Consider the following 15,889-nt stretch of genomic DNA (forward strand, 5'->3'; position numbering starts at 1 on the left):
TTTTTCTTTGGGCGGGATTCCTTGGCCAGGCACGGCGTTGATTCGTGTGTAGGGTGGAGGTCGCTTTTTACCTCCACCAGCGGTGCCTGGATCGGCCGCGAATGGTGGACGGGTGAGGCGTCGTCCATCCTACGCACCGGTCGGATTCGTAGGGCGGGTGGAACCCGCGTGGTATGGCGCCGGGGTGTCGGGTTGCACCCGACCTGCGAGGGGCGTGGTGCCGTAGGTTGGCGCCGAGCGTAGCGAGGCCCAACGCGGAGATGTTCGGCCGTGGCAGGTACTCCCTGTGGGAGCGGCTTCAGCCGCGAAAGGCCCGCCGTTGGCACCAGGCTGCGAGTGGCCGGATAGTCCATCGCGAATGAATTCGCTCCTACGGGGCGTGCCAGGGCCGATCGACGGAGTTGGGATGTGCCTAGTGCCGCAAGGCCGGTTGCGGGGTTGAGCCGTGTGTAGGGTGGAGGTCGCTTTTTACCTCCACCAGCGGTGCCTGGATCGGCCGCGAATGGTGGACGGGTGAGGCGTCGTCCACCCTACGCACCGGTCGGATTCGTAGGGCGGGTGGAACCCGCGTGGGGCGTGTCCGCTCCCGGGCTGAAGCCCGGGCTACGGATGGTGTGGCGCTATAGCGTGAGCTGCAAACGCTTGACCAGGGCGCCGGGCAGGAGGGAGGAGAGGGTCTGGCGTTCGCCGTAGGTGCTGGCGGAGAGGCGCAGCTGGCGTTCGGCGGTGAGGGCTTCGAGCTGCTCGCCGAGGAGGTCGAAGAGGCTGTCGTCGAAGCGCATGGTGCTGACCGGCGCCTGGATGCGGCCGTCCTCCACCCAGAAGGTGGCGAAGCGGGTCATGCCGGTGATGCGGGCGGCGGGCAGGTCGGACCAGTTCAGGTACCAGAGGTTGCCGATGTAGAGCCCGGTGCCGAGGGCGGCGAGGGCGTCCGCCTCGGGCAGGGTGCCAGCGTCCATCACCAGGGCCTGGGGGCTCTCGTCGCCGCTGGCGCCGTTGCCGGCCAGGCCGTATTCCCGGGCGCTGCGCGAACCCACCAGGCGTCCGGTGAGGCGCCCTTGTTCGATGAGGGCGACATCGCTGCGCGGCGAGCCTTCGGCGGTGAAGGCCGGGGACAGGGCGCCGGCCACCTGCTCGTGCAGGCCCAGCAGCGGGCTGAAGCGGGCGCCGTCGCCGTCGAGGCGTTGCAACGGGCTTTCCTTGGTCGCCAGGGCGCGGGCGGAGAAGCCGCCCCAGCAGAGCATGCCGGTGATCTCTTCCAGCGCCGCCGGGGCGATGTAGGCGCGGTAGCCGCCGGGTGCCAGCACGCGCAGCGGCTTGCCCAGGTGCTCCAGCTGGGCGCGGGCGGCGGCGAAGCGGCGATGGAATTCGTCGTCGTTCCAGCCCTGGCCGGCGTAGTCGGCCTTCACCGCCTGGCCGTTGGCGTGGAACAGGCTGAAGTCGAAGTTGAAGCAGTGGGCGCTGTGCCAGCCGAAGGCGCCCCAGCTGTTGGCGAAGCCCCGGTAGAGCGGGCCGGCGGCGTAGATGCCGACCAGGTCCAGGCCTTCGGCGGCGGCGCTGATGCAGGGCAGCACGGCGGCCGGGTCGGGCAGCGGCTGGGTGTCGACGTGGCGCCGCTGCCAGGGCGTGCGGTCGGGCATCAGGTAGGGATCGGGCGGCAACTGGCCGATCACTGCGCGCAGGCGTTCGAGGCCGTCGGCCAGGCGCTGGCGGTCTTCCTCCGGCTGGCCGGAGAGGGTGACGGCCATCTGCGCCTGGCGCTCGGCGGCGATCAGCTGCAGGGTGGCGCCGGCCTGGGACACGTGCCCGGCCTGGCGCACGCGGGCGTGGTTGAAGCGGATGAAGTCGGAGGACTCGGCGCTGTACCACAGGGTGAAGTCCTCGCCGGGGTGCAGGGCCTGGCGAAGGGATTCGGCGAGGGCGGCGAAGCCGGCTTCACGGGTGTCGATATGGACGCTCATCAGGCGGCACCTCCGAATACGTCGACCTGGCTGAATACGCAGGCGGGGGAGGCATGGCCCACCCGCACCACCTGGTTGGGCTCGCCCTTGCCGCAGAAGGGGGTGCCGAGCACTTCGAAGGTGCTGGCATCGCCCACCGCCGCGAGGCTGCGCCAGAAGCTGGCGGAGATGCCCCGGTAGTTGGGGTTCTTCACCACACCCTTGAGCTCGCCGTTCTCGATGAGTTGGCCCCATTCGCAGCCGAACTGGAACTTGTTGCGCGCATCGTCGATGGACCAGGAGCGGTTGGTGGTCATCAGGATGCCGCGCTCGATGCCGCCGATCAGCTGCTCCAGGCGCTGGTCGCCGGGCTCGATGTTGAGGTTGGCCATGCGGTCGATGGGGGCGCGGTTCCAGCTGCAGGCGCGGCTGTTGGCCACGCCCGGCAGGCCGCTGCGTTGCTGCGAGAGGGCGCCGCCGAGGGGGCGCAGGAGCAGGCCCTTCTCGATCAGCAGGGTCTTCCGGGCGGCGCTGCCGTCGTCGTCGTGGCCGTAGCTGGCCAGCTCCTCGGGGATGCCCGGGTCGAAGCTGACGTTGAGCAGCGCCGAGCCGTACTGGTAGTGGCCGAAGTCTTCCTGGCGAATGAAGCTGGTGCCGGCGTAGTTGCGCTCGTCGCCGAGGATGCGATCCAGCTCCAGCGGGTGGCCGATGGATTCGTGGATCTGCAGCATCATCTGCTCGGGCATCAGCAGCAGGTCGCGCGGACCTTCCGGGGTGTTGGGCGCCAGCAGCAGCTGCAGCGCCTCGTCGGCCACGCGCGGGGCCGCGCCGCGCAGCCCCAGGCGCTGGATGACCTCGGCGCCGCCCTGCTGGCCGCCGTGGTAGCCGCCGAAGCTGCGGGTCTGGCTGTCGTGGCCGTCGAAGGCGGTGACGCTGGCGCCGGGGTAGACGAATTGCAGTTCCTGCCAGTGCTCGGCGCCGGCGCTGTTGAGGTAGAGCTGTTCGTGGCGGTCGACGCTGAGCAGCAGGGTCCAGTTGACCAGGCGCGGGTCGGCGGGCACCGCGGCGGATTCCTCGCGCAGCAGTTCGATGCGCTCGGCGATGCCGGGCAGCGGCTGGTCGAGGCCGGGGGAGCGGTAGTCGGCGCGGCCCTGGGGCGGCGCGACGCGGGCGTCCACCAGGTTGTACGGGGCGATCAGCCGGGCGCGCGCTTCGGCCAGGTCGAGGGCGCGCTGCAGGCCGGCGGTGCTGAGGTCGCTGGTGGCGGCATAGGCTTCGACGCCGCCGATGCGCACGCTGAGCATGGCGCCCAGGTCGCTGGAGAAGAACGGCGGCTCGGCGACGTTGCGCCGTACCTGGCAGTGCTCGCCGCTCTGGCGGACGATGCGCAGGGCGTGGAAATCGGCGCGGCTGCGCAGGGTGGAGAACTGCTGCTTGAGTCGTTCGAACACGGGGCACTCCCAGGAAGCGGAAAGGCGAGCGCGCATGGTCGCGCGGTACGCGCGGATGGACAAGAACGCGCGCGGAAAGGTGTTGTGACAGTTGCACGGCGGGCCGCCGAGGGCCGCCACCGCTCAAGGCCGCGCCCTCGTAGGGGTAAGGAATGGGTAAATAGGCGGTAAAGAGGCTTTGCCTGGCCACGCCGAGTGCTTATCGTTCACGCTCTCGCACGAACCGACCGCAGAATCATGCCCTCGATCCAAGACCCGCACGCTCGTCCCACCCGGCGCTGGCCGCTCATCCTCGTCTGCCTGTTTGCCCTGGTGGCGCTGATCTGGTGGCTATGGCCCGCCGCCTCCGGCCACAAGGCCGAGGAGCCCCGCACCCGTCCGGGGCCGGCCGGCATGGCGCGCCCGGGCTTCGGCCCGTTCAGCGGCCCGGTGCCGGTGCGCGTGGCCGCCGCCACCCAGGGTGACTTCCCCGTCTACTACAAGGCCCTCGGCACGGTCACCGCGCTGAACACGGTGAACGTCAAGGCCCGCGTCAGCGGCGAGGTGGTCAAGCTGGCCTTCGAGGAAGGCCAGCAGGTCAAGGCCGGCGACCTGCTGGCGGTGATCGACCCGCGCCCCTACGAGGTCGCCCTGCAGCAGGCCGAAGGCACGCTCTTGCAGAGCCAGGCGCAGCTGAAGAACGCCGAGATCGACCTGGCCCGCTACCGCGGCCTGTACGCCGAGGACAGCATCGCCAAGCAGACCCTGGACACCCAGGAAGCGCTGGTGGGCCAGTACAAGGGCACGGTCAAGGCCAACCAGGCCGCCGTCGCCGAGGCCAAGCTGAACCTCAGCTTCACCCAGGTGCGCGCGCCGGTGGCCGGCCGCGTCGGCCTGCGCCAGGTGGACCTGGGCAACCAGGTCGGCACCGGCGACACCACGCCGCTGGTGGTGATCACCCAGAACCGCCCCATCAGCGTCACCTTTACCCTGCCGGAGAGCCAGTTGCCCGGCGTGGTCAGCCGCTTCCGCAGCGGCCAGGCGATGCCGGTGGAGGCCTGGGACCGGGGCGACACCCTGAAGCAGGCCGAGGGCGTGCTGCAGAGCCTGGACAACCAGATCGACACCACCACCGGCACGCTGAAGTTCAAGGCGCGCTTCGCCAACGACAGCGAGACCCTGTTCCCCAACCAGTTCGTCAACGTGCGCCTGCTGGCCGACACCCTGGCCCAGGCCGTGCTGGTGCCCTCGGCTGCGGTGCAGTTCGGCAGCCAGGGCACCTTCGCCTACGTGCTGGACGGCGAGAAGAAGGTGCGCGTGCAGAAGCTCGAAACCGGCCCCAGCGACGGCGAGCACACCGTGATCCGCAGTGGCCTCAAGGCCGGCGAGCGGGTGGTGCTGGAAGGCACCGACCGCCTGCGCGACGGCAGCGACGTAGAGGTGGTGCACGACAGCGATGCCGTGCCGGCCGCGCCGAGCGAGCAACTGCAAGGCGCCGACAAGGGCGAGCAGGGCGGCAAGGCTGAAAAAGGCGTATGAACATCTCCCGCCTGTTCATCCTGCGGCCGGTCGCCACCACGCTGAGCATGCTGGCGATCCTGCTGGCCGGCCTGATCGCCTACCGCCTGCTGCCGGTGTCGGCGCTGCCGGAGGTGGACTACCCGACCATCCGCGTGATGACGCTCTACCCGGGTGCCAGCCCGGACGTGATGACCAGCGCCGTGACCGCGCCGCTGGAACGCCAGTTCGGGCAGATGCCGGGGCTGGACCAGATGTCCTCCACCAGTTCCGGCGGCGCCTCGGTGATCACCCTGCGCTTCAACCTGGACGTGCAGCTGGACGTGGCCGAGCAGGAAGTGCAGGCGGCCATCAACGCCGCCACCAACCTGCTGCCCAATGACCTGCCGGCGCCGCCGGTCTACAACAAGGTCAACCCCGCCGACACCCCGGTGCTGACCGTGGCGGTGATGTCGCGCACCTTGCCGCTGCCGCAGCTGCACACCCTGGTGGACACACGCATGGCGCAGAAGCTGTCGCAGATCAGCGGCGTCGGCATGGTCAGCATCGCCGGTGGCCAGCGCCAGGCAGTGCGCATCAAGGTCAACCCGGAGGCGCTCGCGGCCAACGGCCTGAACCTTTCCAGCGTGCGTTCGCTGATCACCGCATCCAACGTCAACCAGCCCAAAGGCAACTTCGACGGCCCGACGCGCACCTCCATGCTGGATGCCAACGACCAGCTGAAGTCGGCGGACGAGTACGCCAACCTGATCCTCGCCTACAAGAACGGCGCGGCGCTGCGCCTGAAGGACGTGGCCACCATCGTCGAAGGCGCCGAGAACGAGCGCCTGGCCGCCTGGGCCAACCAGAACCAGGCCGTGCTGCTGAACATCCAGCGCCAGCCCGGCGCCAACGTCATCGAGGTGGTGGACCGCATCCAGGCGCTGCTGCCGAAGATGACCGCCAACCTGCCGGCGGGCCTGGACGTGATGGTGCTGACCGACCGCACCCAGACCATCCGCGCCTCGGTGCGCGACGTGCAGCATGAGCTGATGCTGGCCATCGCCCTGGTGGTGATGGTGACCTTCCTGTTCCTGCGCCGCTTCAGCGCCACGCTGATCCCGTCCATCGCCGTGCCGCTGTCCCTGGTGGGCACCTTCGGGGTGATGTACCTGGCCGGCTTCTCGGTGAACAACCTGACGCTGATGGCCCTGACCATCGCCACCGGCTTCGTGGTGGACGACGCCATCGTCATGCTGGAGAACATCGCCCGCCACCTGGAGGCGGGCGCCACGCCGCTGGAGGCCGCGCTCAAGGGCGCCCGGCAGATCGGCTTCACGCTGATCTCCCTGACCTTCTCGCTGATCGCGGTGCTGATTCCGCTGCTGTTCATGGCTGACGTGGTGGGGCGGCTGTTCCGCGAGTTCGCCATCACCCTGGCGGTGGCCATCCTGATCTCCCTGGTGGTGTCGCTGACCCTGACGCCGATGATGTGCGCGCGGCTGCTCAAGCCCGAGCCGGAGGAGAAGGAGCAGGGCCGCTTCTACCGCGCCAGCGGCGCCTTCATCGACGGCATGATCGAGCGCTATTCCCATGGCCTGCGCTGGGTGCTGCGCCACCAGGTGCTGACCCTGCTGGTGGCCCTGGGCACCCTGGCGCTGACCGTGGTGCTGTACCTGGCGGTGCCCAAGGGCTTCTTCCCGGTGCAGGACACCGGCGTCATCCAGGGCATCACCGAAGCGCCGCAGTCGGTGTCGTTCCGCGCCATGGGCGAGCGTCAGCAGCAGGCGGCCGAGGTGATCCTCAAGGACCCGGCGGTGGCCAGCCTGACCTCCTACATCGGCGTCGACGGCGACAACGTCACCCTCAACAGCGGGCGCATGCTGATCAACCTCAAGCCCCACGGCGAGCGCGACGTCACCGCCAGCGAGGTGATCCAGCGCCTGCAGCCGCAGTTGGAACGCCTGGTGGGCATCCGCCTGTACCTGCAGCCGGTGCAGGACCTGACCATCGAGGACCGGGTCAGCCGTACCCAGTTCCAGTTCAGCATGGAGTCCCCGGACGCCGAGCTGCTGCGCGAGTGGACCGGCAAGCTGGTGGACGCCTTGCGCCAGCAGCCGGAGCTGTCCGACGTGGCCAGCGACCTGCAGGACAAGGGCCTGCAGGTGTACCTGGACATCGACCGCGACATGGCTGGGCGCCTGGGCGTGGAGGTCTCGGCCATCACCGACGCGCTCTACGACGCCTTCGGCCAGCGGCAGATCTCCACCATCTTCACCCAGGCCAGCCAGTACCGCGTGGTGCTGGAGTCCGCCACCGGTGATCGCATCGGGCCCAAGGCCCTGGAGCAGCTGCGGGTGGCCGGCACCGACGGCGTGCAGGTGCCGCTCGCGACCCTGGCGCGCATCCAGGAGCGCCAGTCGTCCCTGGTGGTGAACCACATCAGCCAGTTCCCGGCAGTGAACCTCTCCTTCAACCTGGCGCCGGGCGTGGCCCTGGGCGAGGCGGTGCAGGTGATCGAGCGGGTGCAGCAGGAAATCGGCCTGCCGGAAGGCATCCAGACCCGCTTCCAGGGCGCGGCGGCGGCCTTCGAGGCCTCGCTGTCGAGCACGCTGCTGCTGATCCTGGCGGCGGTGGTGACCATGTACATCGTCCTCGGCGTGCTCTATGAGAGCTACATCCACCCGGTGACCATCCTCTCCACGCTGCCCTCGGCGGGCGTCGGCGCCTTGCTGGCGCTGCTGCTCTCGGGCAATGACCTGGGGCTGATCGCCATCATCGGCATCATCCTGCTGATCGGCATCGTCAAGAAGAACGCAATCATGATGATCGACTTCGCCCTGGAGGCCGAGCGCCACCAGGGCATGGCGCCGGAGGAGGCCATCTACCAGGCGGCGCTGCTGCGCTTCCGGCCGATCCTGATGACCACCCTGGCCGCGCTGTTCGGCGCCGTGCCGCTGATGCTCGCCAGCGGTTCCGGCGCGGAGCTGCGCCAGCCCCTGGGCCTGGTGATGGTGGGCGGCCTGCTGGTGAGCCAGGTGCTGACGCTGTTCACCACGCCGGTCATCTACCTGTTCTTCGACCGCCTCTCGCGGCGCTTCACCGGCCGCAGCGCGGCAGGGGTGGCGGCATGATGCGCCGCGTGCCGGCTGCCCCGGCCGGAGCGGCGTCGTGAACCTGTCCGCTCCCTTCATCCGCCGGCCGGTGGCGACCCTGCTGCTGAGCCTGGCGATCATGCTGCTGGGCGGCATGAGCTTCGGCCTGTTGCCGGTCTCCCCGCTGCCGCAGATGGACTTCCCGGTGATCACCGTGCAGGCCAGCCTGCCCGGTGCCAGCCCGGAGATCATGGCCTCCAGCGTCACCACGCCGCTGGAGCGCTCCCTGGGCACGCTTTCGGGCATCACCCAGATGACCAGTCGCACCAGCCAGGGCTCGACGCGGATCATCATCCAGTTCGACCTGGACCGGGACATCAACGGCGCCGCCCGCGACGTGCAGGCGGCCATCAACGCCTCGCGCAACCTGTTGCCCAGCGGCATGCGCAGCATGCCCACCTACAAGAAGGTCAATCCGTCCCAGGCGCCGATCATGGTGCTGTCGCTGACCTCCGACGTGCTGGAGAAGGGCCAGCTGTACGACCTGGCCTCGACCATCCTGGCCCAGAGCCTGTCCCAGGTTAAGGGCGTGGGCGAGGTGCAGATCGGCGGCAGTTCGCTGCCGGCGGTGCGGGTGGAGCTGGAGCCGCAGTTGCTCAACCAGTACGGCATCGCCCTGGACGAGGTGCGCAAGACCATCGCCGCCGCCAACCAGCGCCGCCCCAAGGGCGCGGTGGAAGACGCCGAGCGCCACTGGCAGGTGGGCGCCAGCGACCAGCTGGAGAAGGCCGCCGACTACGCGCCGCTGATCATCCGCTACCAGGACGGCGCGGCCCTGCGCCTGGGCGACGTGGCCAAGGTGCGCGACGCCGTGGAGGACCGCTACAACAGCGGTTTCTTCAATGACCAGGACGCGGTGCTGCTGGTGATCAACCGCCAGGCCGGCGCCAACATCATCGAGACCATCGAAAGCATCAAGGCCCAGCTGCCGGCGTTGCAGGCGGTGCTGCCGGCCAGCGTCAAGCTGAACCAGGCGATGGACCGCTCGCCGGTGATCCGCGCCACCCTGCACGAGGCCGAGCGCACCCTGCTGATCGCCGTGGCGCTGGTGATCCTGGTGGTCTACCTGTTCCTCGGCAGCCTGCGTGCCTCGCTGATCCCGGCGCTGGCGGTGCCGGTGTCGCTGGTGGGCACCTTCGCGGTGATGTACCTGTGCGGCTTCTCCCTCAACGTGCTGTCGCTGATGGCGCTGATTCTCGCCGCCGGGCTGGTGGTGGACGACGCCATCGTGGTGCTGGAGAACATCGCCCGGCACATCAACGAGGGCATGCCGCCGTTCAAGGCGGCGCTGCAGGGCACCCGCGAGGTGGGCTTCACGCTGCTGTCGATGAACCTGTCGCTGGTGGTGGTGTTCGTCTCCATCCTGTTCATGGGCGGCATCATCGACCGCATGTTCCGCGAGTTCTCCCTGACCCTGACGGCGGCCATCCTGGTGTCGCTGCTGGTGTCGCTGACGCTCACGCCGATGCTCTGCGCGCGCTGGCTCAAGCCCCACATGCCGGATGCCGACAGCCGCATGCAGCGTTGGAGCGAGGCGATCCACCAGCGCATGACCCGGCTCTACGACGTCAGCCTCGGCTGGGCGCTGCGCCACCCGCGCCTGACCCTGGCCAGCCTGCTGGTGACCATCGGCCTCAACGTCGCGCTCTACGTGATCGTGCCCAAGACCTTCCTGCCGCAGCAGGACACCGGCCAGTTGATCGGCTTCATCCGTGGCGACGACGGCCTGTCATTCAGCGTGATGCAGCCGAAGATGGAAATCTTCCGCCGCGCGGTGCTCAAGGACCCGGCGGTGGAGAGCGTGGCCGGTTTCATCGGCGGCAGCGGCGGCATCAACAACGCCTTCATGATCGTGCGGCTGAAGCCGATCAAGGAGCGCCAGCTTTCTGCCCAGAAGGTGATCGAGCGGCTGCGCAAGGAAATGCCCCAGGTGCCCGGCGGCCGGCTGATGCTGATGGCCGACCAGGACATCATGACCGGCGGTTCCCGCGAGCAGCGCAGCTCCCAGTACGAGTACGTGCTGCAGGCCGGCGAACTGGCCGACCTGCGCACCTGGCTGCCCAAGGTGACCGACGCGTTGAAATCCCTGCCGGAGCTGACCGCCATTGACGCGCGGGAAGGCGAGGGCGCCCAGCAGGTGACCCTGAAGGTGGACCGGGACGCGGCCAAGCGCCTGGGCATCGACATGGCGATGGTCACCACGGTGCTCAACAACGCCTACAGCCAGCGGCAGATCTCCACCATCTACGACACCCTCAACCAGTACCAGGTGGTGATGGAGGTGAACCCGAAGTACGCCCAGGACCCGTCGACCCTGGAGCAGGTGCAGGTGATCACCGCCGACGGCCAGCGCGTGCCGCTCTCGGCCATCGCCCGCTACGAGCGCAGCCTGGAGAACGACCGGGTCAACCACGAGGGCCAGTTCGCCTCGGAGAGCATCTCCTTCGACCTGGCACCGGGCGTGAGCCTGGACCAGGCCACCGTGGCCATCGAGAAGGCGGTCGCGGCCATCGGCATGCCCAGCTCGGTGGTCGCGCGCCTGGGCGGCACCGCCGATGCCTTCGCCAGCAGCCAGGAGAACCAGCCGTGGATGATCCTCGCCGCCCTGGTGCTGGTGTACCTGGTGCTGGGCATCCTCTACGAGAGCTACATCCACCCGCTGACCATTCTCTCGACGCTGCCGTCGGCGGGGGTGGGCGCGTTGCTGACCATCCAGCTGATCGGCGGCGAGTTCAGCCTGATCTCGCTGCTGGGGCTGTTCCTGCTCATCGGCATCGTCAAGAAGAACGCCATCCTGATGATCGACCTGGCACTGCAGCTGGAACGCAACGACGGCCTGTCGCCGGCCGAGTCGATCCACCGCGCCTGCCTGCTGCGCCTGCGACCGATCCTGATGACCACCCTGGCCGCCATCCTCGGCGCGGTGCCGCTGCTGATTGGTGGCGCCGAGGGCGCGGAGATGCGCCAGCCGCTGGGCGTGACCATCATCGGCGGCCTGGTGCTGAGCCAGATCCTCACCCTCTACACCACCCCCGTGGTCTACCTGTACCTCGACCGCCTGCGCCACCGCTTCAACCGCTGGCGCGGCGTGCGCACCGACGCTTCGCTGGAGACACCGCTATGAGTCCGCAAACCCGCCGTCTTTTCCCGGTGCTGGCCCTGGCCATCGCCCTGGCCGGTTGTGCCGTGGGGCCGGATTACCAGCAGCCCGACCATGCCGTGCCCGCCCGCTTCAAGCACGCCGAGGGCTGGAAGGCCGCCGCGCCGGCCGATGCCCTGGCCCGTGGCGCCTGGTGGGAGCTGTACGGCGACGCCACCCTCAACGACCTGCTGCGGCGCCTGGAAACCTCCAACCAGACCCTGGCGCAGTCCGTCGCCCAGTACCGCCAGGCCCAGGCGCTGGCCCGCGGCGCGCGCGCCTCGTTCTTCCCCTCGGTGAGCGCCAACGCGAGCAAGACCCGCTCCGGCCAGGGCGGGAGCAGCAGCACCGTGCGCCTGTCCGATGGCTCCACCGTCACCAGCGGTGGCAGCGGCGGCATCTCCAACAGCTACAGCGCCACCCTCGGCGTGAGCTGGGAGCTGGACCTCTGGGGCAAGCTGCGCCGCCAGTTGGAAGCCGACAGTGCGAGCATGCAGGCCAGCGCCGCCGACCTCGCCGCCGTGCGCCTGAGCCAGCAGTCCGAGCTGGCGCAGAACTACCTGCAACTGCGGGTGATGGATGCGCAGAAGCGCCTGCTCGATGCCACCGTGCAGGCCTACGAGCGTTCGCTGAAGCTCACCGAGAACCAGTTCCGCGCGGGTATCGTCACCCGCGCCGACGTGGCCCAGGCGCGCACCCAGCTCAAGAGCACCCAGGCCCAGGCCATCGACCTCAAGTACCAGCGCGCGCAACTGGAGAACGCCATCGCCGTGCTCATCGGCGTGCCGCCGGCGGAGTTCGACCTGGCCGAGGTGGACAGCGTCCCGAGCCTGCCGCAGGTGCCGGCGCTGGTGCCGTCGCAGCTGCTGGAGCGCCGCCCGGACGTGGCCTCGGCCGAGCGCAAGGTGATCGCCGCCAACGCGCAGATCGGGGTTTCCAAGGCCGCCTACTACCCGAGCCTCAACCTCAGCGCCACCGGCGGCTACCGCAGCGGCGGCCTGAGCGACTGGATCAGCACGCCGAACCGCTTCTGGTCCATCGGCCCCGAGTTCGCCCTCAACCTGTTCGACGGCGGCCTGATCCGCTCCCAGGTCGACCAGGCCGAAGCCAGCTACGACCAGACGGTGGCCAGCTACCGCCAGACCGTGCTCGACAGCTTCCGCGAAGTGGAGGACTACCTGGTCCAGCTCAGCGTGCTGGAGGAGGAGAGCGGCGTGCAGCAGGAGGCCCTGGAATCCGCCCGCGAGGCCCTGCGCCTGGTGACCAACCAGTACAAGGCCGGCCTGCAGGACTACAGCAGCGTGGTCTCCAGCCAGGCCACGGCGCTGTCCAACGAACGCACCGTGCTCACCCTCACCGGCACGCGCCTGACCGCCAGCGTCCAGCTCATCGCCGCCATGGGCGGTGGTTGGGAGCAGGGCCGCCTGGAGCAGGTGGACGCCGACGACCAAGGCCAGCCCACGCCCTGAGCGGCGCGGCTGGCGCGTCGCCCATCCCCGGGCTGAAGCCCGGGCTACCCCCTAAGCCATCGTTCGCTGAAAGGTTGAATGTGCTCTAGCCCCGCTTCGGCGGGGCTTTTTTTGCCTGGCGTTCCCGTAGCCGGAGCGGGTGACGCTGACGTTCTTCGGGACGCCGGCAGCTTGCAAGCTATCGGAGTGATTGGGTTCCTACGGCAGGTCCCGTCGTTTCTTCGGAAGCTTCCCGATCCCCTGGGGGCTTTTCCCTATTCCCTGCTCATCGGGGTTTTCCGCCTACTGTCTCGCCCCGGATGCAGGGCTCGGCGGTTTCTTCGAGGTACGGTCACGAACCGGCGATGCATACGGGCCATCCCATCGATGAGGCCTCGACATGCTTGCCGAACTCCGCCATTTCTTCGATCACAGCCGTCACCGCCTGCAGGTCGGCGAACTCGACGTCGGGCTCGACGTCCTCGCCTTCGTCGGGGACGAGACGCTCAGCCAGCCCTTCACCTACCAGGTCGAGTTCACCGCGTCCCAGCGCGACCTCCCCTCCAGGCGCATCGTCGGGCAGCCCGCCAGTTTCAGCCTCTTCGCGCCCCCCAAGCCGGTGCCCTTCGCCGGCCTGGGCGCGCCGCCGACCCAGCCGCTGCGCACCCTGCACGGCGTGGTCACGGGCTTCCGGCGGCTCTCCGGCTCAAACGACGAGGCCCGCTACGAAATCACCCTGCAGCCGCGCCTGACCCTGCTCGGGCGAGGCCGCCAGTACCGCATCTACCAGCACCTCTCGGTGCCCGAGATCGTCGAGCAGATCCTGCGCAGCGACCGCCACCGCTGGGCCGGGCAGGACTTCTTCTTCGACCTCAGGCGCGACTACCCCAAGCGCGAGCAGGTCATGCAATACGACGAGAGCGACCTGGCCTTCATCCAGCGCCTGCTGGCCGAGGTCGGCATCTGGTACCGCTTCACCGCCGACGAGCGCCTGGGCATCGATGTCGTCGAATTCCACGATGACCAGCGCAACTACCGGTTCGGCGTCCAGCTGCCCTACCGCCCGCAGTCCGGCACCGTCAGCAGCGGCCAGGACGCCGTCTGGGACCTGCAATCGAGCCACGGCGTGGTGGAAAGGAACCTGCGTATCCGCGCCTACACCCCGCGTGACGCGACGGCCTACCTCGACGGCGACCTCGACCAGACCCGGGGCGACCCGACCACCTACGGCGAGGCCTATCACTACGGCGAGCTCTACATCGAGCTGGACGACCCCGGCTCCCGCGACGAAGACCTGAAAAGCGAAAGCGGCTACTTCTATGCCCGCCTCGCCCACGAGCGCTACCTCAACGACCAGACCCGTCTCGGCGGCCGCACCAGCAGCGCCACCCTGGCACCTGGGCAGGTGCTGAAGATCGAGGGCGGCGCGCCCGAGGCCTTCACCCCAGGCGCCGTCATCACCCGCCTGGTCACCGTCGCCGCCCGCGACCGCAGCTTCGAAGCCCGCTTCGAGGCCATCCCCTACAGCGAAAGCGTGTGCTTTCGCCCGCCGCTGCTGCCGCGCCCCGTGATCGCCGGCACCATCCCGGCCCGCGTCACCAGCGCGCAGGCCGACGACCTCTACAGCCACATCGACCTGGAGGGCCGCTACAAGGTCAGCTTCCTCTTCGACCAGGACACCTGGCCCGCCGGCCAGGAAAGCATGTGGCTGCGCCTGGCGCGCGCCTATGCCGGGGATACCCATGGCCTGCACCTGCCGCTGATCCAGGGCACCGAGGTCGGCATCGCCTTCGAACGCGGCGACCCGGACCGGGGCTTCATCGCCTTCGCCCTGCACGACAGTCGGCACCCCGACCTCGTCACCCTGAAGAACTACAAGCGCAACGTCCTGCGCACCCCGTCCAACAACAAGCTGCGCCTGGACGACACCCGCGGCCAGGAACACATCAAGCTCAGCACCGAGCACAGCGGCAAGAGCCAGCTCAACCTCGGCCACCTGGTGGATGGGCAACGGCAGAAACGCGGCGAAGGCTTCGAGCTGCGCACCGACGGCTGGGGTGCCGTACGGGCGGGGAGGGGGCTGTACATCAGTGCCGATGAGCAGGCTCGTGCCCAGGGGCAGGTGCTGGCCATGCAGGACACACTCGCCCGGCTGCAACGCGCCGGTGAGGAGATGCAGACGCTTTCCGAGCACGCACAGCTTGCCCATGCCGAGCCGGCCGATGTGCAGGCGCAGCTCGACCTGCTCAGGCAGGACCTGGAGCAGATCAAGTCATCCGTCCTGCTGCTCAGCGCGCCCAGGGGCATCGCGCTCAGCAGTGGTAGCCACCTGCAACTTGCCGCGGAACGGAACCTCATCGCCAACGCGGGCAAGGACGCCGCCTTGAGCGTGGTGAGGCGCCTGTTCATCGGGGTGGGGGAGGGCGTCAGCCTGTTCGTGCGCAAGCTCGGCCTGAAGCTCATCGCCAACCAGGGCGCGGTGCAGATCCAGGCGCAGAACGACCGCCTGGAACTGCTGGCGCGCCAGGGGCTGGACATCGTCAGCACCGAGGATGAAATCCGCATCACCGCCAAGAAGAGGATCGTCCTCAACGGTGGGGGCAGCTACATCAGCGTCGATGCCTGTTCCATCGAGTCCGGCACCCAGGGGGACCACCTGATCAAGGCGGCGCATTTCGATTACCAGGGGGCTGCCAGCATGAAAGCCACACACCCGCAGTACCCGAAGCTCGAGTCGGCGCCGCGTCTGAGGCTGCGTATGCCCCAGGTACCCAATGCGCCACGGGCGATCTGGGCCGGCATGCCCTATCGGCTTTATGCCGACGGGCAAGAGCTGCAATGCGGTGTGATGGACGACAGCGGCTACCTGAGTCTCGAGCATCAGGTGGTGACGCGAAGCTACCGGCTGGAACTGGCCAACGGCCTGTCCTTCCAGTTGCCCGTGCCCAGCGAATACAGCAATCCCGAGCTGGGCGAACTGGCCAACCTGGGGTTGCACAAGCACGGTGCCGCTGAGGCAGACGCAACTCCGCAAACGGATCACCGCAGCCTGTACGCCGAGTTGCTTGCCACCCGCTCGGGCCATCAAGGAGAGACCCCATGAGACCGGCCAACGCCAGGCACCCCGATATCGTGGTGCCCATTGCCCTGCACCGCACCCATGAGGCGTTCTGCTGCGCGCCCTGGTACGTGCTCGATACCGAGTACCGGCCCTGGCCGGCCAGCTATAGGCCGCTGATCAATGGCCAGGAGGCTTTTGGTGCAGTGCACAAGGCCATCG

The 15,889-nt window shown here is 68.8% G+C and carries 7 protein-coding genes and 1 pseudogene; 6 read left to right on the forward strand and 2 right to left on the reverse strand.

Annotated elements, in window-relative coordinates; all coding sequences use genetic code 11:
* Positions 1-620 precede the first annotated feature (620 nt).
* Positions 621-1,961: a TldD/PmbA family protein gene (locus tag WFQ67_RS25490; protein ID WP_337058556.1), complete on the reverse strand. Its 1,341-nt coding sequence runs from the start codon at positions 1,959-1,961 to the stop codon at positions 621-623.
* On the reverse strand, positions 1,961-3,427 hold the full coding sequence (locus tag WFQ67_RS25495; protein ID WP_243899300.1) for a TldD/PmbA family protein: 1,467 nt from the start codon (positions 3,425-3,427) through the stop codon (positions 1,961-1,963). Before WFQ67_RS25495 ends, WFQ67_RS25490 begins: the two co-directional genes overlap by 1 nt.
* A 201-nt stretch (positions 3,428-3,628) precedes the next feature.
* On the opposite strand from WFQ67_RS25495, the gene WFQ67_RS25500 reads away from it, so the two are divergent.
* The 6 genes and pseudogenes from WFQ67_RS25500 to WFQ67_RS25525 form a co-directional block, all read left to right on the forward strand.
* Positions 3,629-4,909, forward strand: coding sequence for an MdtA/MuxA family multidrug efflux RND transporter periplasmic adaptor subunit (locus WFQ67_RS25500; RefSeq protein WP_337058557.1), 1,281 nt, complete (start codon positions 3,629-3,631; stop codon positions 4,907-4,909).
* Positions 4,906-8,001 carry an MdtB/MuxB family multidrug efflux RND transporter permease subunit gene (locus WFQ67_RS25505; protein WP_337058558.1) on the forward strand — a complete coding sequence of 1,032 codons (3,096 nt, stop codon included), beginning with the start codon at positions 4,906-4,908 and terminating at the stop codon, positions 7,999-8,001. Before WFQ67_RS25500 ends, WFQ67_RS25505 begins: the two co-directional genes overlap by 4 nt.
* A gap of 37 nt (positions 8,002-8,038) precedes the next feature.
* Entirely contained in the window at positions 8,039-11,146 is a 3,108-nt protein-coding gene (locus WFQ67_RS25510) for an efflux RND transporter permease subunit (protein WP_337058559.1), read from the forward strand.
* On the forward strand, positions 11,143-12,630 hold the full coding sequence (locus WFQ67_RS25515) for an efflux transporter outer membrane subunit (RefSeq protein WP_337058560.1): 1,488 nt from the start codon (positions 11,143-11,145) through the stop codon (positions 12,628-12,630). Before WFQ67_RS25510 ends, WFQ67_RS25515 begins: the two co-directional genes overlap by 4 nt.
* Positions 12,631-13,009: 379 nt before the next feature.
* A complete protein-coding gene (locus WFQ67_RS25520) occupies positions 13,010-15,712 on the forward strand; it encodes a type VI secretion system Vgr family protein (RefSeq protein WP_337058561.1) in 2,703 nt (900 codons plus the stop codon).
* A pseudogene (locus WFQ67_RS25525) lies at positions 15,709-15,889 on the forward strand (hypothetical protein); the annotation flags it as partial. The gene WFQ67_RS25520 and the pseudogene WFQ67_RS25525, both read left to right, overlap by 4 nt.

This window comes from Pseudomonas sp. USHLN015 (assembly GCF_037153275.1).
Taxonomy (GTDB): Bacteria; Pseudomonadota; Gammaproteobacteria; order Pseudomonadales; family Pseudomonadaceae; genus Metapseudomonas; species Metapseudomonas tohonis.

Bases quoted from the DNA above. Each gene is read 5' to 3' on its own strand.
- WFQ67_RS25490 (WP_337058556.1), bottom strand. From the start codon at position 1,961: ATGAGCGTCCATATCGACACCCGTGAAGCCGGCTTCGCCGCCCTCGCC.
- WFQ67_RS25495 (WP_243899300.1), bottom strand. From the start codon at position 3,427: ATGCGCGCTCGCCTTTCCGCTTCCTGGGAGTGCCCCGTGTTCGAACGA.
- WFQ67_RS25500 (WP_337058557.1), top strand. From the start codon at position 3,629: ATGCCCTCGATCCAAGACCCGCACGCTCGTCCCACCCGGCGCTGGCCG.
- WFQ67_RS25505 (WP_337058558.1), top strand. From the start codon at position 4,906: ATGAACATCTCCCGCCTGTTCATCCTGCGGCCGGTCGCCACCACGCTG.
- WFQ67_RS25515 (WP_337058560.1), top strand. From the start codon at position 11,143: ATGAGTCCGCAAACCCGCCGTCTTTTCCCGGTGCTGGCCCTGGCCATC.
- WFQ67_RS25520 (WP_337058561.1), top strand. From the start codon at position 13,010: ATGCTTGCCGAACTCCGCCATTTCTTCGATCACAGCCGTCACCGCCTG.